Annotated in this window: 19 protein-coding genes; 5 read left to right on the top strand and 14 right to left on the bottom strand. The window is 72.3% G+C overall.

Annotation, left to right across the window (positions count from 1 at the left end; translation table 11 throughout):
- The 4 genes from F7P10_RS38165 to F7P10_RS38150 are packed head-to-tail and all read right to left on the bottom strand — an operon-like array spanning nt 1 to nt 6,764.
- A complete protein-coding gene (locus F7P10_RS38165) occupies nt 1-2,502 on the bottom strand; it encodes a sensor histidine kinase (protein ID WP_151016884.1) in 2,502 nt (833 codons plus the stop codon).
- Nucleotides 2,499-3,926: a FadD3 family acyl-CoA ligase gene (locus tag F7P10_RS38160; protein WP_151016883.1), complete on the bottom strand. Its 1,428-nt coding sequence runs from the start codon at nt 3,924-3,926 to the stop codon at nt 2,499-2,501. The genes F7P10_RS38165 and F7P10_RS38160 overlap by 4 nt, the downstream gene beginning before the upstream one ends.
- 2 nt (nt 3,927-3,928) lie before the next feature.
- Nucleotides 3,929-5,113 carry an amidohydrolase family protein gene (locus F7P10_RS38155; protein ID WP_151016882.1) on the bottom strand — a complete coding sequence of 395 codons (1,185 nt, stop codon included), beginning with the start codon at nt 5,111-5,113 and terminating at the stop codon, nt 3,929-3,931.
- A gap of 37 nt (nt 5,114-5,150) precedes the next feature.
- Nucleotides 5,151-6,764 (bottom strand): AMP-binding protein, encoded by a 1,614-nt coding sequence (locus F7P10_RS38150; RefSeq protein ID WP_218040255.1) that lies wholly within the window; start codon nt 6,762-6,764, stop codon nt 5,151-5,153.
- Between the two features lie 65 nt (nt 6,765-6,829).
- Between F7P10_RS38150 and F7P10_RS38145 the strand changes: the two genes are divergently transcribed.
- From F7P10_RS38145 to F7P10_RS38140, 3 genes are read left to right on the top strand one after another with little or no spacing between them, the layout of a single operon-like run.
- A complete protein-coding gene (locus F7P10_RS38145) occupies nt 6,830-7,906 on the top strand; it encodes a ferredoxin--NADP reductase (protein ID WP_151016881.1) in 1,077 nt (358 codons plus the stop codon).
- A 37-nt stretch (nt 7,907-7,943) separates the two neighbouring features.
- Entirely contained in the window at nt 7,944-8,114 is a 171-nt protein-coding gene (locus tag F7P10_RS42945) for a hypothetical protein (RefSeq protein ID WP_176611814.1), read from the top strand.
- The gene (locus F7P10_RS38140) at nt 8,104-8,880 is read left to right on the top strand and encodes an alpha/beta hydrolase fold domain-containing protein (protein ID WP_254716237.1); all 777 of its coding nucleotides are present in this window, start codon (nt 8,104-8,106) and stop codon (nt 8,878-8,880) included. The genes F7P10_RS42945 and F7P10_RS38140 overlap by 11 nt, the downstream gene beginning before the upstream one ends.
- Here F7P10_RS38140 and F7P10_RS38135 read toward each other — a convergent pair.
- The 10 genes from F7P10_RS38135 to F7P10_RS38090 form a co-directional block, all read right to left on the bottom strand.
- A complete protein-coding gene (locus F7P10_RS38135) occupies nt 8,798-9,670 on the bottom strand; it encodes an SDR family NAD(P)-dependent oxidoreductase (RefSeq protein ID WP_151018561.1) in 873 nt (290 codons plus the stop codon). The genes F7P10_RS38140 and F7P10_RS38135 overlap by 83 nt on opposite strands.
- 13 nt (nt 9,671-9,683) lie before the next feature.
- On the bottom strand, nt 9,684-10,589 hold the full coding sequence (locus tag F7P10_RS38130) for an LLM class F420-dependent oxidoreductase (protein WP_151016880.1): 906 nt from the start codon (nt 10,587-10,589) through the stop codon (nt 9,684-9,686).
- Nucleotides 10,590-10,709: 120 nt separating this feature from the next.
- Entirely contained in the window at nt 10,710-12,008 is a 1,299-nt protein-coding gene (locus F7P10_RS38125; RefSeq protein ID WP_151016879.1) for an amidohydrolase family protein, read from the bottom strand.
- A 13-nt stretch (nt 12,009-12,021) separates the two neighbouring features.
- A complete protein-coding gene (locus F7P10_RS42940; protein ID WP_176611813.1) occupies nt 12,022-12,513 on the bottom strand; it encodes a hypothetical protein in 492 nt (163 codons plus the stop codon).
- Entirely contained in the window at nt 12,510-13,280 is a 771-nt protein-coding gene (locus tag F7P10_RS38115; protein WP_151016878.1) for an ABC transporter ATP-binding protein, read from the bottom strand. The genes F7P10_RS42940 and F7P10_RS38115 overlap by 4 nt, the downstream gene beginning before the upstream one ends.
- Complete coding sequence (locus F7P10_RS38110; protein ID WP_151016877.1) at nt 13,277-13,978, bottom strand: ABC transporter ATP-binding protein; 702 nt, start codon at nt 13,976-13,978, stop codon at nt 13,277-13,279. Before F7P10_RS38110 ends, F7P10_RS38115 begins: the two co-directional genes overlap by 4 nt.
- Complete coding sequence (locus F7P10_RS38105; protein ID WP_151016876.1) at nt 13,959-16,022, bottom strand: ABC transporter permease; 2,064 nt, start codon at nt 16,020-16,022, stop codon at nt 13,959-13,961. Before F7P10_RS38105 ends, F7P10_RS38110 begins: the two co-directional genes overlap by 20 nt.
- 15 nt (nt 16,023-16,037) lie before the next feature.
- Nucleotides 16,038-17,405 (bottom strand): ABC transporter substrate-binding protein, encoded by a 1,368-nt coding sequence (locus tag F7P10_RS38100; RefSeq protein WP_218040253.1) that lies wholly within the window; start codon nt 17,403-17,405, stop codon nt 16,038-16,040.
- 50 nt (nt 17,406-17,455) lie between these two features.
- Nucleotides 17,456-18,661 (bottom strand): CaiB/BaiF CoA-transferase family protein, encoded by a 1,206-nt coding sequence (locus F7P10_RS38095; protein WP_151016874.1) that lies wholly within the window; start codon nt 18,659-18,661, stop codon nt 17,456-17,458.
- On the bottom strand, nt 18,661-20,097 hold the full coding sequence (locus tag F7P10_RS38090) for an aldehyde dehydrogenase family protein (protein WP_151016873.1): 1,437 nt from the start codon (nt 20,095-20,097) through the stop codon (nt 18,661-18,663). Before F7P10_RS38090 ends, F7P10_RS38095 begins: the two co-directional genes overlap by 1 nt.
- Nucleotides 20,098-20,439: 342 nt before the next feature.
- Here F7P10_RS38090 and F7P10_RS38085 point away from each other — a divergent pair, with 342 nt between their 5' ends.
- Both F7P10_RS38085 and F7P10_RS38080 read left to right on the top strand, forming a co-directional pair.
- Nucleotides 20,440-21,192, top strand: coding sequence for an SDR family NAD(P)-dependent oxidoreductase (locus F7P10_RS38085; protein ID WP_151016872.1), 753 nt, complete (start codon nt 20,440-20,442; stop codon nt 21,190-21,192).
- Nucleotides 21,189-21,737: a carboxymuconolactone decarboxylase family protein gene (locus tag F7P10_RS38080; protein WP_151016871.1), complete on the top strand. Its 549-nt coding sequence runs from the start codon at nt 21,189-21,191 to the stop codon at nt 21,735-21,737. The genes F7P10_RS38085 and F7P10_RS38080 overlap by 4 nt, the downstream gene beginning before the upstream one ends.
- Nucleotides 21,738-21,812 lie beyond the last annotated feature (75 nt).

Here is a 21,812-nt window from a genome sequence, read left to right as displayed (position 1 = left end):
TCATCTCCATCCGTTCCGCGGATCATCGTCGGCCGGGCCGCCGGGGCCGTCCGCCTCGTGCTCCTCGTGCTCCTCGCGGCCGCGCATCCAGCCGGACTGCAGCGAGGCCATCAGTGCCCGGCTGGACTCGGGATCCGGTTCCTCCTCCACCGGCTCTCCCGGCCCCTCGGGCGCACCGGACGCCGCGGCGGCCGCGTGCCGGCCCTGCGGGCGTCCGCGCAGTTGCGGGGCCAGGTTCCGCTGCCGGATCCGCTTCGGCAGGCGGCCCGTCGTCTCGCTCGGCTCGGGGTCGCCGGGGGCCGCGGACGGGTCGTGCACGGGCGCTCCCAACGGCATGGACTCGGGCGCGGGCTCGGGCCGGGAGGGCGGCTCGAACACCGGCGGGGCTTCCGGCGGGGCCGGCGGCTCGAACACCGGCGGCGGCCCCCCGGCCGGCTCGGGCCGCCGCGGCGGCGGCCCGGCGGTGTCGCCGGGCCCGGATGCGGGCGGGGCCGACACCGCGGGACGGCGCGGGCGGTCCAGCCTGCGCCCGAAGCGGTGCGGGGCCTCCACGGGGGGCGGCCCCGCGGCGGCCTGGAGGCTCGCCGCCGTCTGGGGCTCGTCGGCCGCGAGCAGCCCGTTCGGCAGCAGCACGACCGCCGTCGTGCCGCCGTACGGGGACGGTTGCAGCACCACCCGGGTCCCGTGCCGGGCCGCGAGCCGGGACACCACGAACAGGCCGAGCCGGTCGGTGTCGTCGGCCAGGTCGAACTCCACCGCGTCGGCCACCCGCCGGTTCAGCTCCGCCAGCTCGTCGGGGTGCAGGCCCACCCCGCGGTCGATCACCTCGACCGCCAGCCCGTTGGCCACCCGCTCGATCTTCACGGTGACCTCGGTGGTCGGCGGCGAGTAGGCGGTGGCGTTCTCGATCAGCTCGGCCAGCAGGTGGATGACGTCGGCGACGACGGCGCCGTGGACCGCGGCCGACGACACCGCCGCGACCTCGACCCGCGTGTAGTCCTCCACCTCGGCGACCGCGGCGCGGGCCACGTCCTCGGCGTCGACCGGCTGGTCCCACGCCCGGACGGTCGGCGAGCCGGACAGGATCACCAGGCCCTCGGCGTGGCGCCGCATGCGGGTGGTGAGGTGGTCGAGGCGGAACAGCTTCTCCAGCTCCTCCGGGCTGGACGCGCCGCGCTCCATCTCGTCGAGCAGCCGCAACTGGCGCTGCAGCAGCGACTGGCTCCGCCACGACAGGCTCACGAAGACGCGGTTGATGTTCTCGCGCAGCTCCGCCTCGCCGACCGCGGTGCCGATCGCGGTGCGCTGCACGGCGTCGAACGCCTCGCCGACCGCGACGATCTCGGTCGTCCGGGCGGCGGCGGGCCGGGGCGTCTCCGCCTCGACGTCGACCTTGTCGCCCCGCCGCAGCCGCGCCACGACGCTCGGCAGCCGCTCGTGGGCGAGCTGCTGCGCCGTCCGCTGCAGGCTGCGCAGCTCGCCCGCGATCCGGCGGGCGAACACCAGGGACAGCGCCACCGACACGGCGACGGCCAGCAGGCCGAGCCCGCCCGCGAGGTAGAAGCGCAGCATGACCCGCTGGCTCGCGGGATCGACCTCCTCGGTCTGCAGCGCGTAGCCCGCCTCCTCGGCCATCACCTGCCACGGGGGCAGCGCCGCGTCCACCGTGGTCCGCCATTCGGAAGCGGCCGGCGCGGTCCCGGCGCGCACCACCCGGTCCTCCAGCGCCCGGTAGGCGGTGTAGGCCTCGGACTCGGCGAACCTCTGGACGAGCCGCGCCACCTCTCCGTCGACACCGGTGCGGGCGTTCTCGAACAGCATCCCGCCCTCGGCGGCCCACCCCGCGAACGCGGCGCGCTCGGCGGTGCCCATCCGGGCGCCCGCCCGGACGGCGCGCAGCAGCGCGTCCTCGCGCAGCATGAAGTCGAGCGACCAGTAGGACTGCAGCAGCGCGTTGCTGTGCTGGTAGATCGAGACCTCGCCGATGCTCGCGAGCGCCGCCACGAGGCGCATGGTGTCGTCGAGGACCCGGCTGTACTCGTCGATCACCTGCAGCGGGGTGATCGACCCGGACTCGATCCGCGACCGCAGGTCCCGCAGGCCGTCGAACGACTCGCTGATGGTCCGCAGCCGCCGCGGCAGCATCCCCTCGGCCTCGCGGAGCTCCGGCGAGCGCGCCATCTCCTGGAAGTCGGCCACCGTCCCGTCCGTGGCCGCCACCTGATCGCGGAACGCGCCCGCGGCCCGGTCGCCGCCCGCGAGGAAGGCGACCCCGGCCGAGCGCTCGCGCTGCAGCGCCTGCGTGAGCCGCCCGGCGGGATCGCCCACCTCGTCGCGGACGGTCGAGAAGGTGAGCCGCTGCCGGGCGTCCGACAGCGTCGTCGCGGCCGCGAAGGCCCAGAGCGCGAGCAGCGACGCCAGGGGCACCGCCAGCAGCAGCGCGATGCGGCGCCTGATCGGGCGCGCGCGGAGCCTCGCCCGGGATCCGTGGGCCTGTGTCATTCGAGCTGGTCCTTCATGACCTTTCCGGTGGCGTTGAGCGGCAGCTCGTCGCGGAACACCACGTGCTTCGGCACCTTGTACCCGGCCATCCGCTCCCGGCTCCAGGCGATCAGCTCGTCCGCGTCGAGGTCGCCGCGCCGGACGACGAACGCCTTGCCGACCTGGCCCATCCGCGCGTCGGGGACGCCGATCACGGCGGCCTGCGCGACCGCCGGATGCTCCAGCAGGAAGCCCTCGATCTCGGCCGGGTAGGCGTTGAAGCCGCCGACGATGAACATGTCCTTCTTGCGGCCGACGATCCGGACGTGCCCGCGGTCGCCGATCGCGCCGAGGTCGCCGGTGTGCAGCCAGCCGTCGGCGTCGATCGCCGCGGCGGTCGCCTCCGGGTCGTCGAGGTAGCCGCGCATGACCGTGTACCCGCGGACGAGCACCTCGCCGTCGCCCGCGATCCGCACCTCGACGCCGTCGCAGGGGGTGCCGACGGTCGTCGCGATGTCCTCGAACGAGTCGCCGGGCCTGGACGCGGTCGCCGTCCCGGCCTCGGTGAGCCCGTACCCGGTCATGATCGACTCGAAGGGCAGCTCGCTGCGGACCCGGCGGATCAGCTCCACCGGGATGTCGGCGGCGCCGGTCACGGCGGCGCGCAGGGACGACAGGTCGCGGTCGCCCTTCGCCTCCAGCAGCGAGTGGTAGAGGGTGGGCGGGCCGGGCAGCATCGTGATCCGCTCGCGCTCGACGAGTTCGAGCACCCTGTCCACGTCGAAGACGGGGACGGGCAGGATCGTCGCGCCGCGGATCATCGACGCGACGCAGCCCGCCTTGTACCCGAAGGTGTGGAAGAACGGGTTGACGATGAGGTACCGGTCGCCTTCCCGGAGGTCGGCGAGGTCGCACCATTCCGCGTAGAGCCGCAGCGTCTGGGTGTGGTCCATCATGACGCCCTTGGGGCGGCCGGTCGTGCCCGAGGTGTAGATGACGTCCGCGATGTCGTCGCCGCGGACGTCCGCCTCGAACGGCGACCCGCTCGACAGGAAGTCCGACTTCAGGTCGATCACCGGGACGCCGTCCGGCGCCGTGTACTCGTTCCCGAGGAACCCCTGCTGGACGAGGACGGCCTTGGCGCCGCTCCGCCGGATGATGTCGGCGGCCTCGTCGGTCTTGAACCGGGTGTTGACGGGGACGAGCACCCCGCCGGCGGTCACCAGGCCGAAGGCCGCGATGATCCACTCGGCGGAGTTGGGCGCCCAGACCGCGGCCCGGTCGCCCTTGCCGACGCCCTGCGCGCGGAAGGCGCCCGCGGCGATCCGGACGCGCTCGGCCAGCTCGGCGAACGAGAGGCGCAGCGGACCGTCGGCGACCGCTTCGGCGTCACCGAAGCGGTCGCCGGCGCTCTGCACGAGCTGCGGGATGGTCTCCCACTTCATGGTCAGACCGACATCAGACGCGCGAGGTTGCCGCCCATGATGTCGGCCTGGTCCTTGTCCGACAGGCGGTCCTTGTCCAGCGCGTCCACGTAGGTGACCGGGTCGGCCAGGCCCTCGGGGTGGGGGTAGTCCGAGCCGAACAGCACCTTGTCGACCCCGATCATGTCGGCGAGGTCGGCCATGTTCTCCTCCCAGAACGGGCTGACGTGCACGTTGCGCTTGACCGCGTCGACCGGGTGCTCGCCGAACGCCTCGGGCGCCTTCTTGTAGACGCCCTCGAGGTTCTCCAGCAGCGGCGCGACCCAGGACGACCCGTTCTCGATGACCGCGATCTTCAGCTCGGGGAAGCGGGTCAGCAGGCCGTGGCAGGCCATCGAGCCCACGGCGTCGGTGACCGGGCGCCACTCGTTGAGCATCCGGAACGCGTTCGTCTTGAACGGGAGCATCTCCGACTGGTGGCCGTCCCAGTCGTTGGCGTAGCGGCTGTAGCCGCTGTCCGACGAGTGCATCCCGACGAGGACGCCCTCATCCTGGACGCGCTTCCAGAAGGGGTCGAACTCGGGCAGGGCGAAGGAGCGCGGCCCGCGGAAGCCGGGCACCGGAGCGGGCCGCAGCAGGATGCACTTCACGCCCCGCTCCAGGCACCAGTCGAGCTCCTCGATGGCCTTCTCGACGATCGGCAGGCTGATGACCGGGGTGGTGAAGATGCGGTCCTTGTAGTTGAAGGACCAGGTCTCGTGGAGCCACTGGTTGAGCGAGTGCACGACCACGTGGATGAGCTCCGGGTCGTCCCGCATGCGCTCCTCGATGAGGCTGGCGAGCGTCGGGAACATCAGCGTGCGCTGGATGCCCAGTTCGTCCATGAGCTCCAGGCGCGGCGCCGGCTCGCGGAACGCGGGGATCGACTTCATCGGCTCGCCGAAGATCTCGCGCTTGCTCTTGCCCTCGGGGTTGCCGTGCCGGAAGTACTCCTCCTGCGCCCCGGGCCGGGCGACCACGCTGAACGTGGGGTTGGGGATGTACTCGCTGATCTGGCCGCGGATGGCGATCTTGGTGCGGCCGTTGATGTTCACATACTGGACGGCGCTCTCGTACCCCTTCGGGAGGTACCTGGTCAGCGCCTCCTCGGTCTCGTACAGGTGGTTGTCCGCGTCGAAGAGGGGATAGGGCAAGTCGCGAGACGGCATGAGAGATCCTCCTTTGCGTTTGACGAGAATAGTATTCTCACGAGTCATGTCCCGCAATGTCTCTGCGGAGAACGAACTTCTGGATCTTGCCGCTGGCGGTCCGCGGGAAGTCCTCGACCTCCCGGACCTCCTCCGGCCACTTCTGCCGCGCCAGGCCGGCCTTCTCCAGGTGCTCCCGGACCTCCCCGACCGTGGGCGCGCGCTCCCCCGGCCGCGGCCGGACGACCGCCGCCGCGTGCTCGCCGAGCCGCGCGTCCGGCGCGGACACCACGGCGACCTCCGCGACGCCCGGCATGCCGAGGAGCAGGTCCTCGATCTCGGGGGCGCTGATGTTCTCGCCGCCGCGGATGATGACGTCGGACTTGCGGTCGGTGATCGTGAGGTAGCCGTCGGCGTCGAGCTCGCCGATGTCGCCCGTCCGGTACCAGCCCTCGTCGTCGAAGACGGCCGCGGTGAGCTCCGGGTCGGTGTAGCCGAGGCACAGGTCCGGCCCGCGGCTGAGGATCTCGCCGTCGGCGTCCAGCCGGACCTCCACCCCCGGCAAGGGGTCGCCGTCGGTGAACAGCCGCTTGCCCTCCGGCGCGGTGTGCCGGGAGCCGGTGATCGACGGGTGCTCGGTGCTGCCGTAGGAGCGGAACACCGTGATGCCCAGATCCGCCAGCCGGGTCGTGACGGCCGCCGGGACCGACGACCCGCCGAGCCCCGCGTACTTCATGTTCGCCAGGTGCCCCGGCGTGAAGTCCGGGTGGTCGAGGAGGCTCGTCACGAAGTACGTCGCGCCTCCCCCGACGGTCAGCCCGTCCTCCTTCATCAGCCGCAGCGCCTCGCCCGGGTCCCACACGTCCGCGAGGTTGACCGGCGTGCCGTCCAGCACCGGGATCAGGACGGCGTTCACCATGCCGATGAAGTGGCCGACCGGCGCGGCGGTGAGCTGCCGGCCGCGGTCCGGCGGGTAGAGGTCCCCGGCGAGCTGGCGCGCCTCGCAGCCCAGCGTCCGGTGGCTGTGCACGACCCCCTTCGGGTCGCGCGTGGTGCCGGAGGTGAAGGCGATCAGCGCGGGCCCGTCCGGGTCGGTCGCGGCGACCCCCGGCAGGGGGTCCGGCAGCGGCTCGGCGGCGAGCAGGTCGTCGAAGTCGCGGCCCACCGCACCGACGACGGGCACGTTCGCGAACAGGTCGTCCTGGAACTCCATGCGCCCGAACCGCTCCGCCCCGACGAACACGCTCGGCTCGACGGAGTCGACGATGTAGCCGACCTCCTTGCGGCCGTAGAAGTGCACGATCGGGACCACGGCCGCGCCGAGGAACGCCGACGCCCAGAAGACCGCGGCGGCCTCCATCCAGTTGGGCAGCTGGAACGCGACCACGTCGCCCGGACCGACGCCCCGCGCCCGCAGCCCGCCGGCCAGCCGGCGGGCGACCAGCTCGACGTCGCGGAAGGTCCCCGACCAGGGCCGGACGGCCGAGTGGATGCGGAACTCGGTGTCCGGCGCGGCCGCCAGGCCCCGCGCCAGCAGCTCGCCGAGCGTGTCGCGGGTCCACCAGCCCTCGGCCTCGTAGCGCTCGGCGAGGGCCGCGGGGACCGTGCGCACCGGAATCGAGCGCGCGGGGTTCTTGCGCTGGGAAGGGTCGCGCGGGACGTTCTCAAGCATGGCACCAGCTCCCGATCTCGGTCCGAGAATTGCACTCTCCCAGATTGAGAAGATAGATTCCATACATGGCACGAGACCATGGCTTCCATCCGGTCCGGATCACGCGGGTCGTCGAGGAGACGGCCGACGCGCGCACCTTCGTGCTCGACGCCCCCTGGCCGTACCGTGCCGGGCAGTTCGTGACGTTCCGCGCGTGCGGCGCGCTGCGCAGCTACTCGATGTCGAGCTCCCCCGACGCCGACGGCGAGCTGATGACGACGGTCAAGCGGGTCCCGGGCGGGCTCGTGTCCAACTGGATGCTCGACAACCTGGCGGCGGGCGACGTCGTCGAGGTGACGCGCCCGGCCGGGGTCTTCTGCCTCCGGGACACCTCCGCCCCGCTCGTGGCGTTCTGCGGCGGCAGCGGCGTGACGCCGATCCTGTCCCTCGTCAAGAGCGCGCTCGCGACGACGCGGCGGCGGGTCCGCGTGCTCCTCGCCAACCGGGACGCCGACGCGATCATCTTCCGGTCCGTGCTGGCCGAACTGGGCGAGCGGCACCCCGACCGCCTCGAGGTCCACCACCATCTGGACGTTCTCAGCGACTTCGTCACCGAGACCCAGATCCGCAACTTCGTGAACGCCGACACGCACGCCGACTTCTACATCTGCGGGCCCGCGCCGTTCATGGACCTGACCGAGCGCGCGCTTCGCGAGCACGGCGCGGGCGCCGACCAGATCTTCGTCGAGCGCTTCGGCTCGGCGGACGCCTCGCCCGCCGAGCAGGCCGAACAGCACGAGCAGGCCGAACACGACGAGCAGGCCGAACAGGGCCGGGCGGCGGACGACGGCGCGTCCGGCGATGCCGCGGCGGACGGGCCGCGCGAGGACGGGACGGTCACGATCGTCCTCAAGGGCAAGAAGCACGCCGTCCCGCAGCACCCCGGCGAGACGCTGCTGCAGAGCGCGCGGCGCGCGGGCCTCGCCCCACCGTTCTCCTGCGAGGCCGGCAACTGCGCCACCTGCATCGCCCAGATCACCGCCGGCGAGGCGAAGATGCGGGTGAACAACGCCCTGGACGACGACGAGGTGGCCGAGGGGCTGATCCTCACCTGCCAGGGCGAGCCCGTGTCCGCCGACATCACCGTCGTCTACGAGGACTGAGCCCGTTCCGGGCGGCTGGAGCGTTCGCATGGTTCGCATGGCAGGCGTCGAGCCGGACGGGGCCGCCGACGCGGCGCCGCGCACCGGGCGGGTTGACCGGGTGGCCCTCCGGGCTACCTTCGAACAGGACTGGCGCGCGTTCGCGCGGCTCCGGGTGGCCCACGAGCACCGGCAGGCGGTGGAAAGGGAGGAACGCCGTGGCAAGTAACGACAGCGGGGGCGGCCTGCAGATCCAGGCGAGTTCGATCGGCCCCGTCGTGCGTCCCGACGGGAACGCCGACAAGGTGGTCCTCTACCTGCGCGGAGACCGGCCGGCCCCGTCGGCGTCCACCGTGCTGGAACCGTACGGGCGCCTCGCGCGGCAGGCGAACGCGATGGTGATGTTCCCGCGCTACCGCGCCGAGTTCCCCGCGGCGCTCGACGACGTCCACGCGGCGTACGAGCGGGCCCGGGAGTCGGGGCCGGTGGTGCTGGCCGGGGACCGGCTCGGCGGCGGGCTCGCAGCGGCTCTGCTGGTCCGCCTGCGCGACACGGGGGCCGCCCAGCCCTCCTGCGCGGTGCTGGTCTCGGCGCTGCTCGACCTCACGCTGGAGGCGCCGAGCCTGCAGCTCAACGCGGCCGCCGACCCGACGTTCGACCTCGGCGTCCTGCGGCGGCGGGTGGCGCGGCACGCCGGGAGCACGCCCCGCACCGACCCGCTGCTGAGCCCCCTGCACGCCAACCTGCACGGCTTCCCGCCGCTGCGGCTGCTCACGGCCGGGACCGACCCGCTGCTGGACGACTCGCTGTCGTTCACCGCCCGCGCGGCCCGCTCCGGCGTCACGGTCGACCTGCGGGTGCTGCAGGACGCCGCGGACCTGCGGACCGCGTTCGTCCCGGCCATGGCCGACTTCATGGAAGTGTGGAGTCCTCCGGCCGCGTCCCGAGCAGGCGCGCGGGAGCGTGGTTGGCCCACCCCGAATCCGGCCAGTTGAACCAGCCCGCCGACGCGGACGTCCCGCCGTCGGGGTGCAGCGTGGCTCCGGTGACGTAGGACGACAGGCCCGACGCCAGGAACACCACGCACCCCGACACGTCCGTGACCTCGCCCGCCCGTCCCATGGGGATGGCGACGCGCAGGCCCGCCTCGGTCGACAGCGCGCCGTCCCCATGGACGAACCGGGACATGTTCGGCGTCGGCGTGTAGTCGGGGGCGACGTTGTTGACGCGGATCCCGTCGGGGGCCAGTTCGACGGCGAGCGTCCGCGCGAACTGCTCGACGGCCGCCTTCGCCGCCCCGTAGACCGCGAAGCCGGGCGCCGCCCGGTGCGCCTCGATCGTCGTCATGTTGACGATGCTGCCGCCGCGCCCGCCCGCCCGCATCCGCGGGATCGCGAGCGAGCAGGCGTCCAGGACGTGCACCAGGTTGGCGCGCAGCAGCGCGTTCCAGCCCTTGGCGTTCGTGTCGGTGAACGGCGCCCGGAACGTTCCCCCGGCGACGTTGACGAGCGTGTCGAGCCGTCCCCAGCGCTCGTCCACGGCCGCGAACAGGGCCTCCAGCGCGTCGTGCTCGCGGGCGTCGCCGTGCTGCACGATCGCGTCGTGCCCCCGCTCGGCGAGCGTCCCGCGCAGCCGCTCCGCCGCCTCCCCGTCGCTGTCGAGCACGGCGGGACGGACGCCGTTGGCGGCGAGGTCGGCCACGACCGCCGCACCGAGCCCGCCCGCCCCGCCGGTCACCACGGCGACCGTGCCGTCCAGCCCGGCGCGTTCCTCGAACCATCCCATGGTCACCGCCCCCTCATCGCGCCAGATAGGTCGCGCCGAACGCTTCCAGCCAGTCGAGCGTGGCGCGGGGCGTGCTCGTCCGGCTCGACACCAGCAGCCACGTGACGCCCGCCTTCTCGATCTCGGCGAACGCCTCCCGGTGCCGGTCCGCGTCGGCGGCCGGCGTGCCGATGCCCTCGCCCTGGTAGGAGTGCAGGACGTCGATGGGCTCGTCGCGTCCCGCCGCGGCGGCCGCGGCCCGCAGCTCGGTGACGGCCTCGGCCAGCTCGCCGAGCGTGCCGAGCGCGGGCGTGCGCGCGGTGGCGCTGAGCTGCGCGCCGCCCGACATCGGCATCCAGCCCTGCGCGCGCGCCGCGACGCGGCGGCGGGTCAGCTTCGAGTTGCCGCCGATCCAGACCGGGATCGGATCCTGGACGGGACGCGGGCGCGCGATCACCTCACGCGCGCTGAAGTGCCTGCCCTCGTAAGAGAACGGCTCCCCGCTCCAGTGCTTGGGCAGCACATCGAGGGTCTCGTCGAACAGGGCGTTGCGCTCGTCCATGTCGACGCCGAGCGCGTGGAACTCGCTCTTCTGGTAGCCGGTGCCGAGCCCGAGGGTCAGCCGTCCGTCCGACAGCTTGTCGAGCGTGGCCGCCGCCTTGGCGAGCAGGAACGGGTTGCGGTAGGGGGCGACCGCCAGGTGGGTGAGCAGGCGGAGCCGGACGGTCGCCGCGGCGACGTGCCCGAGCGCGACGAACGGGTCGAGCGTCTGGTGCCCGCCCGAGTGCAGCCACCGGGCCCCCGGCACGGGGTGCTCGCTCAGCGAGAACCCGTCGAACCCGGCCTTCTCGGCCGCGGCGGCCACCTTGTGGAGCGGTCCGGCGTCCAGGACGTCGCCGTCCGGCCCGCTCGTCTCCGGATAGTGAAAGACAAAGCGCATGTTCTGCTTCCTCACGCGGCCGCCGGCGCGGTCCGCTCGCCCCGCCTCCGGGAGGGAGGGGCGCGCGACCGGCCGGCGGACGGGGTGGTTCCGACGGGGCGGTTCCGATGGGAGGGGCGGTCAGGCCTTGGCGGCCGCCACGGCGGCGCGGGCCCGGCTGCGGAAGCCCTCCAGCTTCTCGGACGGGTCGATGACCCGGTGGCTGCGCGACTGGATCGACACGTCGTGCCCTTCGGCGGCGGCGCGCAGCGCGCCGACCGTCGCCCGCTCCTTGGGGACGTGCTTGAAGGGGTCGAAGGAGTACCAGCGCATGGCGTTCTCGTGCGTCATCTTGTTGATGTCGCCGTCGGGCACCGCGCAGTCGGTGAGGACCTTGTGGAGCTCCTCGGGCGCATCGGGCCACATCGAGTCGCTGTGCGGGTAGTCGGCCTCCCAGCAGATGTTGTCGATGCCGATGTCGTGCCGCAGCCGCACCCCGAGCGGGTCGCTGATGAAGCAGGTCAGGAAGTGCTCGCGGAACACCTCGCTCGGCAGCTTCCCGCCGAAGTCCTGCAGCGTCCAGGTCGCGTGCATCTCGAACGTCCGGTCGACCCGCTCCATGAAGTACGGGATCCAGCCGGTCCCGCCCTCCGACAGCGCGATCCGGATGTCCGGGAACTCCTTGATCACCCGCGACCACAGCAGGTCGGCGGCGGCCTGCACGATGTTCATCGGCTGCAGGGTGATCATGACGTCCGGCGGCGAGTCGACCGCCGGGATGGACAGCCGCCCGGACGAGCCGATGTGCACGTTCAGGATCGTCCCGGTGTCCACCAGCGCGCGCCACAGCGGGTCCCAGTGGTCGCTGTGGAAGCTCGGGTAGCCCATCGCCGCCGGGTTCTCGCTGAACGTCAGCGAGTGGCAGCCCTTCTTCGCGACGCGCCGCACCTCGGCCGCGCACGCCTCCGGGTCCCAGATGACCGGCAGCGCCATCGGGATGAACCGCCCCGGGTGCTTGCCGCACCACTCGTCGATGTGCCAGTCGTTGTACGCGCGGACGAGCGACAGCGAGAAGTCGGCGTCCTCGGTGGCGAACAGGCGGGCCGCGAACCCCGGGAACGACGGGAAGTTCATCGACGCCAGGATGCCGCCCGCGTTCATGTCCTTGACTCGCTCATCCACGTCGTAGCAGCCGGGCCGGATCTCGTCCAGCCCCTGCGGCTCCAGCCCGTACTCCTCCTTCGGGCGGCCCGCCACCGCGTTCAGCGCCGCGTTCGGGATCACCGTCTCGCGGAACTTCCACACGTCCGTGCCGTCCTCCTGGTGGACGAGCTGCGGCGCGTCCTTCTTGTACTTCTCCGGGAGGTGGTTCACGAACATGTCGGGCGGTTCGATGATGTGGTCGTCGACACTGATCAGGATCATGTCGTCTTTGCGCACGGGAGTACTCCGTTCAGTCGTTGTCTTCTCGGGTCCGCCGGACCGTCTCCGGTCCGCCCGGCCCCGCCTCGCCCGGCCCCGCCTCCACCGACAGGGTGAGGCGGGCGAACCAGAAGCGGAGGACATTGGCGAGCGTGTACCGCAGGTAGAGGGCACTGCCGACGATGCAGCCGCAGATCCCGGCCGTCCCCAGGGCCTGCGCGTCCCGCTGGGCCAGCGAGTCGGTGGTGCCCCGGGACAGGAAGTAGGACGCGACGCCCGCGACCAGCCCCGCCACCATGAGGACGACGCCGACCTGCAGCCACAGCCGGGCCCGCCCGGCCGAGGGGTCGGGGATCCGCATCTCGGCGAGCTGGCGGACGAACCGGTCCGCGCGGGTCTCCGCCGCGCCGGTACCGCCCGCGGGCGCGGGGGCCGTCCCCTGGCTCTTCGCGGCCGGCTCCGCCGCGCTCGCGTCCGTCGTGTCCGTCGCGTCCGTCGTGGAGGTCGTGGGTGTCTCGGTCATGTCGCACTTCCCAGGTAGAGGGCCGAGAGGTCGGCCAGAAGGTCGTCGCCGGGGGCGTCCACGCGCTGCACGCGGCCGTGCACCATCACCGCGGCCAGGTCGCAGATCTCCATCACGGTGCTGGCGAACTGCTCGACCACCAGGACGGCCACGCCGGTGCGCGCGATCTCGACGACCAGCCCGTACAGCTCGGCGACCACGAGCGGGGCGAGGCCCATGGACAGCTCGTCGATCAGCAGGACGGCCGGGTCGGTGGCCAGCCCGCGCGCCAGGGCGAGCATCTGCTGCTCGCCGCCGGACATCGTCCCCGCGGTCTGCCGCCGCCGCTCGGCCAGCTTGGGGAACCGGGTGTAGGCGATCTCCTCCACCGCGGCGCGGTCCGCGCCGGTGAAGGTCATCATCCGCAGGTTCTCCCGCACGGTCAGGTTCGGGAAGATCCCCCGCCCCTCGGGGATCAGGCACACCCCGCGCCGCGCCAGTTCGACGGGGTCGGCGCCCGCGAGGGGCCGCCCGCCGACGAGGACGTCGCCGCGGTCGGCCGGGTGCAGGCCCGCCGCGACGTTCAGGGTGGTGCTCTTCCCCGCGCCGTTCGGGCCGAGCAGGGCCACGATCTGCCCCGCCGCCACGGCGAGGTCCACGCCGTGCAGCACCGAGATTCGGCCGTAGGACGCGTGGACGCCGGACAGCTCGAGCAGGTTCGCCGTCGCGGCCGTCCCGGTGGCCGGGGCGGTCGCGGTGGTCGCGGTGGTCGGAACGGTCCCGGTCATGTCGAGGCCCCCAGGTACGCGTCCAGCACCGCGGCGTTGGCGCGGATCCGGTCGGGCGGGCCGCTGGCGATCAGCTTCCCGAGGTCGAGGACGTGCACGACGTCGCACGCGCCCATCACCAGCCGCATGTCGTGCTCGACGAGGACGACCGCGAGGCCGTCCGCCGCGAGTTCGCGCAGCAGCTCGCCGAACCGCTCGGTCTCGTGCTCGTCCTGCCCGGAGGCGGGCTCGTCCAGCAGCAGGGCCCGCGGCCGGACGGCGAGCGCCCGGCCCAGCTCGACGAGCCGGGCCCGGCCGGTGGGCACCGAGTCGGCGCGGACGTCCGCGATGTCCTCCAGGCCGAGCCGGGCGAGGATCCCGTCGGCGGGCAGCCCGTCGCGGTGGAACTCGGCGGCGACCCGCAGGTTGTCCCGCACGGACAGGTGGCCGAAGATCTCCAGCCGCTGGAAGGTGCGGCCGAGGCCGCGCCGGGCGCGGGCGGCCGGGCCGAGCCGGGTGACGTTCCGCCCGTCCAGCAGCACCCGTCCCGACTTGGGCCTGATCAGGCCGGACACCACGTTGAACAGTGTGGTCTTGCCGGCGCCGTTGGGGCCGATGAGCCCCGTGACCTGGCCGGCCTCCGCCGCGAGGTCGACCCCGGACAGGGCGACGTTGCCGCCGAAGCGGACGGTCACCGCGCTAGCTTCGAGCAAGGCCATCGAGCACCTCCTCCCGGTCCGAGGGCAGCCAGGGCCGCCGCACGCCGCGCCACTCCAGCGGGACGTCGGCGTCGGTCTTCGGCGCCCGCGGCTTCGCCAGTTCCCGCAGGACGAGCGCCGCGGCGACCGACCCGAACGTCAGCACCCAGCCGTTGACGACGTCGAGCAGCCGCAGCCCCCACAGGGCGCCCACGATCGCGGCGAGCGGGAGCCAGAAGCGGCGCAGCGGGTTCCACGACTCGCGGAAGTGCGGGACGACGCCCTCGGGGTGGCGCCCCATCCCGATGCCCGCGAGCCCGACCAGCAGCGACGACGCGTGGTGCGCCCCCGGCCACAGGACGGTGACCGCGTGCATGATCCCGGCCAGGTTCACGCCGGTGAAGAACCCCGAGCCGACCGCGGCCATCCCGCCGATGATCACCAGCAGGAAGATGGGCAGCCCGGCGACCAGGGTGAACTGCTCCGGGGTGATGGTCCGGGCCTGCATGCCGTACAGGGCGCCGCCGAGCCCGGCGATCGCCGACGACAGCGCGAACACCGCGACCTTGGTGACCAGCAGCCGCCCGCCCAGCGTGGCGCAGGCGGCCTCGCTGTCGCGCATCGCGATCAGCCGCCGCCCGAAGAAGCCGCGCCGGACCCAGACGACCAGCAGGCACAGCGCCGCGAGCACCGCCGCGGCGAACAGCATCTGGGCGCGCTGCCCGGAGAAGATCGGGGTCACTTCGGCACCGCCGCCGCTGAACAGCCAGTCCACCGGCATCGTGAAGATCCAGCCGTCGAGGATCAGCGCGAACGCGGCGGTGGCCAGCGCCAGGTAGATGCCCGACAGGCGCAGCGCGGGGATCGCGATGACGGCGCCCACCACCGCCGAGACGGCCACCACGGCGAGCAGCGCGAGGGGATTGCCGCTCGTGCCGAAGCCCGCCCAGACGACCGCGCCGATCCCCGCCAGGCCGAGCTGGGCCAGCGAGATCTGCCCGGAGAACCCGGTCAGCACGACGATGGACAGGCCGATGATCGACATCGGGAAGATCTGCCCGTAGGAGATGACGTCGGGGTCGCTGAGCGTGGTGGCGAGGATCGACGCGAACACCATCAGGCACCCGGCGAACACCAGCGTGCCCTGGAGCGTCGGGGTGGGCAGCGAGCGGGTGATCCGCACGCTCCCCCGCACCCGCGGGTTGGGGAACAGCAGCAGGACGAGGAACAGCAGCAGCGCGGGCGCGGCGATGCGCAGCCCCGGCAGGTACTCGTTCTGCGGCAGGTACCCCGTCAGGTAGCTCTCGGTGCAGCCGACCACCATGGCGCCGACGAACGCCATCGGCAGGCTCCGCAGCCGCCCGAAGATCGCGGCGGCGTACGCGCTGACGATGAGCAGGGACAGGTTGGCTGCGTCGAGGGGGATGCTGGGCGCGATGAGTATGCCGCCGAGGGCGGCCAGCATCGTGCCCAGCACCCACGCGGCCTTGGCCGCCGCGACGGGGTCGCCGCCGTTGAGCCGGGCGAGCGACGGGTCGTCCACCGTCGCCCGCATCCCGACGCCCGTCCGCGAGCCGTACAGGAACGCGTACAGCCCGATCGCGACGGCGGCGGCGACCACGAGCGTGATCAGCTGGTGCCACGTCATCGTCGCCGGCCCGATCGCGATGGCCTCCCGGTCGGCCAGGAACGGTGTGAGCGGGCGGGCGACGTTCGGGTCCCAGACCCACTGGGCGAGCGCGATCAGCCCGGTCAGCAGGGCGATCGTGACCACCAGCCGCTCGACCTCGCCCACGCCCCGCACCGGGCGCATGATGACCCGCTCGACCAGCAGGCCGAAGAGCGGGGCGAGGACGAACAGCACCAGCGCGAGCGCGATCGGGACCGGCAGGCCCCATCCCCCGGTCAGCTGCCAGTAGGCGAAGGCCGCCATCATCCCTGCCGCGCCGTGGGCGAAGTTGAAGATGCCGGTGGTCGTGTAGGTCAGGACCAGCCCGCTGCTGATGACCGCGTAGATCCCGCCGGTGCTGAGACCGACGATTCCGAAGGTGAGGAACTTGTCCATGATCGCTGCCGGCCCCTACTCGAGATCCGCCATGCTCTTGCCGACGTCCTCGAGTTTCACGGGGGCCGGGTAGTCGCCCGTGTACTTGTGCTCGACGTCGCCGCAGCGGTACGCGCCCTCGTTGGCTCCGAAGTCGGCCGGCTTCCAGCCGTCGGGCGTCGCCTGGACGGCGTTCCAGCACTTGGGCGGCGAGGCCGGGTTCGACAGGTCCAGCGGCGCCCGCAGGCCGCCCGCCGTCCACTCGGTCTCCTTCGCCGCGTTCTCGAGGACGCACGCCCGGGTCAGCTCGCCGCACGCGCGGGCCGACTTGGCGAACAGCGTCCAGGCGGAGAAGGCGCGCAGCACCGGCAGGTTCACCTCGGCGTCCGGCGCGTACTGCTCGAACATGTCGAGGACCTGCTGGGTCGCCGGGTTGTCGGAGGCCGTCTCCAGGGGGTGCATGCCGCTGAGGTCGGCGTAGGAGGGCTGGGAACCCAGAGCCGCTCCGGTCAGCTTGACGAACTGGGGACCGTAGGCGTTGTTGGTGGTGTCGACCCACTCGAGCTTGTGGCCGATGCTCGTCAGGGACTGGAGCAGCTTGGCGAGCTGGTCCCAGCTGCCGAGGAACACCAGGCCCTTGACCTTCTTGTCCTTCATGGCCTGCGCGAACGGTGTCCAGTCGGGCACACCGCGGACCGGGTACAGCCCGGTGTAGGTGACCTTGCCGCCGACACCCGCGACCGTCTCCGTGTGCTGGCCGATCATGACCTTGGTGACCGGTGAGTCACCGGCGATGATGCCGACGTCGCCCTTCGAGGACGGGTACTTCTCGTTGACCAGCCAGCTGTAGAAGCCCGCGTAGTCGTTGTAGCCGAGCGCCGCGCCGTTCGGCATCACCTGGAGGTCGGCGCCGCGCGCCTGCACCTGGCTCGACTGCGCCGGGATCTCGGGGAGCATGCACTCCAGCCGGGTCTCGACGCCCTGCCCGTCCAGCCCCGCCGAACCGGCCACGAGCGCGAAGTCGCTCTGGCACGCCTCGGTCATGCGCTGCCGGACCTCCATCATCTTGGCGTCGCGGGTGACCGGAACGATCTTTCGTCCGTTGATGCCGCCGGCCGCGTTGCACCACTCGGTGAACACCTTCGCGGCGTCCACCATCTCGGGCTTCTTGGTGAAGCCCAGGTCGGTGAAGACACCGACCTTGATCTCGGTGTCGGTGACGCCCTGGGCGCCGGACGGACCGGCCTCGCCGGGGCCGCACACGTCCTTGAGCGAGCCGAAATCGCTCTTCGGGACGGACGCGGACGCACCGCCGCCGTCCCGCGTCCCGCCCTCGTCCTCCGCCGTGGTGCCGCCTCGGTCGGCGCACCCCGCCAGCAGGACGAGAAGCAGTCCTATGATCAAGGGTCGTCTCAACGTTCCTCCTCGAAGCCGAACCCCCCGAAAATGGGTGATCAGGTGACCGCGCCCGCCGCCTTGAGGGCGAGGATGCGGTCCCAGTCCAGACCGAGTTCCATCAGGATCTCCTCGGTCTGCGCGGCGAATTCGGGAGCGGGGCCGAGCTGCGGGGCGGAGACGTCGAACTGCACCGGGTTGGCGACCAGTTCGAGCTCACCGGCCCGCACGAGGTACTCGTTGTCGCGGATCTGCGCGTCGTCGCCCACCTGCAGGGAGTCCTGCACCGGAGCCCAGGGCCCCGCGAGGGTGGCGAAACGCTCGGTCCATTCGCCTAGCGTGCGGGTGGCCAGAACCTCCCGCAGTGTCGCGACGGCCGCCGTAGTGTTCTCGGCGATCAGCTCCGCGGTGGCGTAGCGCGGATCGTCGGCCAGGTCGGGACGGTCGATGTGCCGGCACACGTCGGCCCAGAATCGGGCCGGCTGCAGCATGACGAAGGCCAGGTAGCGGCCGTCGGCGGTGCGGTACAGGCCGGATAGCGGGTTCGTGGGCGAGCCGTGCGCGCCCGTGGGGGGCGCCTCCAGCGGCTTGCCGAGATGCTGGGACAGCGCGACGCCGTGGCCCATGGCCCACAGCCCGCTGCCCAGCAGGGACACGTCCACGACGGGCGGTTCGCCCGTCCGCTCGCGGCGGAACAGCGCCGCGGCGATGCCCCCGGCGAGGTTGGTGCCGGAGATGGTGTCCCCGTAGGCGGGCGAGGGCGGCGGGATCATCCCCTCCACGCCGGGCGGGGTGATGCTGGCCGCGGTGGCGCCGCGCGCCCAGAAGGCGGTCATGTCGTACCCGCCCTTCTCGGCCTCCTGCCCGCGCGGGCCGAGGGCGCTGCCCCGGGCATAGACGATCTTCGGGTTCACCGCGCGGACGTCGTCCACGTCGATGCCGAGCTTGCGGCGGAGGGCGGGCAGGAAGCTGGTCAGGAAGACGTCCCCGCGGCGGATCAGGTCGTGCAGGACCTCCATGCCCTCGGGCGTCTTCAGGTCCAGGCCGATGCTGCGCTTGCCGCGGTTGGCGTGCTCGACGTTGGGGTTGGGGTCGCCCTCGACCTTCATCGTGCCGGTCTGCCGGAGCCCGCGCTGCGGGTCGCCGTTGACGGCGTGCTCGATCTTGACGACGTCCGCGCCCCAGTCGGCGAGCACGGCGCCCGCCGACGGGACGAACCCGTACATCGCGACCTCGACGACGCGGACCCCCTCGAGCGGCGCCATCAGCCGGTCACCATCGCGAAGGTCTTGCGCTCCAGGAACTCCTCGAGCCCGGCGACGCCCATCTCGCGGCCGATGCCGGACTGCTTGTAGCCGCCGAAGGGCGCGTCGGGGGCGAAGTAGTTGCCGCCGTTGATGCTGAACGTGCCGCTGCGGATCCGGCGCGCGAGCGCGAGGGCCCGGTCCGGGTCGGCGCTCATCACGCCGCCCGACAGACCGTAGATCGTGTCGTTGGCGATGCGGACGGCGTCGTCATCGTCGTCGTAGGGGATGACGGCGAGGACGGGACCGAAGATCTCCTCCTGCGCGATCTCGCTGGCCGGGTCGACGCCGGCGAGCAGCGTCGGTGTGTAGAAGAAGCCGGGGTCGACCCGCTCGCCGCCGGTGACGAGCTTCGCGCCCGCCTCGACCGCCCGCTTGACCATGGCGTCGACCTTGTCGCGCTGCCGCGCGCTGATGAGCGGCCCCATGTAGATGCTCGGATCGCTCGGGTCCCCGTAGGTGACCCGGCCGAGGTTCTCGGCGACCTTCTCGACGATCTCGTCGTGCTTCTCGCGCGGGACCAGGAGGCGGGTGGTGATGGCGCAGCCCTGCCCGGCGTGCGAGCAGATCATGAAGGCGGCGAACATCGCGGAGACGTCGAAGTCGGCGTCGTCCAGCAGGATCATGGCGGACTTGCCGCCGAGCTCGAGGAAGACCCGCTTGAGGTTCCCGCTCGCGGACTCCATGACCTTGCGGCCGGTGGCGGTCGACCCGGTGAAGGTGACCACGTCGACGTCGGCGTGCCCCGACAGCACCTCGCCGACCTCCACCCCGGAGGAGGAGATGACGTTGACGACGCCGGGCGGGATGTCGGTGTGCTCGGAGATCAGCTCGCCGAGGGCCAGCGTGGTCAGCGGGGTGTCCGGGGATGCCTTGAGGACGACCGTGCACCCGGCGGCCAGCGCCGGCGCGAGCTTCGCGAACCCGATCTGGTTCGGGTAGTTGTACGGGATGATCGCGGCGACGACGCCCGCGGCCTCCTTCTCGATCCACCGCCGGTGCGTCTGCCCGCGGATCTCGACGTCGGCGAGGTCCTCGGTCAGCGGGTACTCGCGCAGGAGGTCGGCGTAGTACCGGAAGATCTCGATCGGGACGTCGAGCTGGTTGGCGTGGGTGAGCTGGCGGGTCGCGCCGACCTCGGTGATGGTCAGCTCGCGCAGCTCCTCGCCGTGCTCGCGCAGCGCGGTGTGGAGCTGGTCCAGGCACCGGACGCGCAGCTCCCGGTTCGTCGCCCAGTCCGTGGTGTCGAACGCGCGCCGCGCGGCCGCGACCGCACGTTCGGCGTCGGCCGCGGTGGCGTCCGGGGCGCGATCGAACTCCTCGCCGGTCGCGGGATTGACCGAGGGGTACGTCCGTTCGGTCTCGACGAGCCGTCCGTCGATGAGCAGGTGTTTCACACCCTCGCCCCCGTCTCCTGAAGTCGCATCCTGCCTACTTGATGGCTGGAAACTACATTCTCGCCGCACGCAAATCAACCATCCGGATTCGAGAATGGGCCATCAGTGCAGACTCGGGGCGGCGCACCTGTCTCCACGGCACCACGACGGCCCCCGACCAGGACCGGGGGCTTTCCCAGTCTCCGTTGATGAGAGTAGTGTTCTCGTATTCGGAAGGGAGATTTTCATGACCGAGCCCAGGGCGCTCAGCCCGCACCTCGGCGTGCAGGTCACGCTGCCCTATGACCCGTCGTCGGAGCGGACGCCGCGCCGCGCGGCCATCGCCGGTGAGGAGGCGTTCGCGTGAGCGGTACGCGCAACGAGGCGGGCGGCGGCGCGGGTAAGGGCGCCGGGCGGACCGCCGTGGTCACCGGCGGCGGCTCCGGGATCGGCAAGGCCATCGCCGAGCGGCTGGCCGCCGACGGGTACAACGTCGCCGCGCTCGACCTGAACCCGGACGCCGCCGCCTTCGGGCAGGCGGCGGACGTGACCGACCGGGCGCAGGTCGACAAGGCGCTGGAGGTCGTCCGGGAGCATTTCGGCCCGGTGACCGTGCTGGTGAACGCCGCCGGCCTGGACGGCTTCAAGCGGTTCGCGGACCTGTCATTCGATGCCTGGCGGAAGGTCATCGACGTGAACCTCCACGGTGTCTTCCACTGCGTGCAGGCCGTCCTGCCCGACATGACGGAGGCCGGCTGGGGACGGATCGTCAACATCTCGTCGTCCAGCGCCCAGTCCGGACAGCAGTACATGGCGCACTACGTCTCGTCGAAGTCCGCCGTGAACGGCCTCACCAAGGCCCTGGCGCTGGAACTGGGACCCGCCGGGATCACGGTCAACGCCGTACCGCCCGGCTTCATCGACACCCCGATGCTGCGCAAGGCCGAGGGCCGCGGGCTGCTCGGCGGGACGGTCGAGGACCACATCGAGCGCACGCCCGTCCGGCGGATCGGGCGCCCGGAGGACATCGCCGCGACCTGCGCGTTCCTCGTCTCCGAGGAGGCCGGGTACATCACCGGCCAGATCGTGGGCGTGAACGGGGGGCGGAACACGTGACCCGCCTGGGACCGCTCCCCCGCGACGAATGGGACGCCGAGACCATCGCCGCCTTCTCCCCGCGGGAGAACCGGCTCCCCCCGCCCAACAACGCGATCGACCTGCTCGCCCGGCATCCCGCGCTGGCGAAGTCGTTCATGCGGTACAACGCCTACACCCTCAACCGCTCCACGCTGCCGGTGGCCGTGCGCGAACTGGCCGTCCTGCGGGTCGCGTGGCGGCGCCGCTCCCGCTACGAGTGGGCGCAGCACGTGGAGATGGCCCGGGAAGTGGGCATCACCGACGCGGAGATCGAGGAGGTGCGCACCGGCGCGCCCACCCTGCTCAACCGGGTGGTGGACGAGCTGATCGACCGGTCCGACCTCACCGACGAGACCTACCGGAAGATCGCGGCGGAGCTCGGCGACGACCGGCGGCTGATGGACCTGGTGTTCACCATCGGCACCTACACGCTGCTCGCCATGGCCTTCAACACCTTCCGGCTGCCGCTCGATGACGGCGTCTCCGACGAGGGCTTCGACGACGCCTTCGGCGCGGAGACCTGACCGGTTCCGGACGGCACGGCGGAAGACGCGGTGGCGGCCGTCCCCGCGAGGGGCGGCCGCCACCGCGTCGCCGTC

Origin of the sequence: Actinomadura sp. WMMB 499, assembly GCF_008824145.1 — a bacterium.
In the GTDB taxonomy this organism is placed as follows: Bacteria; Actinomycetota; Actinomycetes; order Streptosporangiales; family Streptosporangiaceae; genus Spirillospora.
Note: the sequence above shows the minus strand (reverse complement) of the source record. Positions and strands in the feature narration are given on the sequence as shown.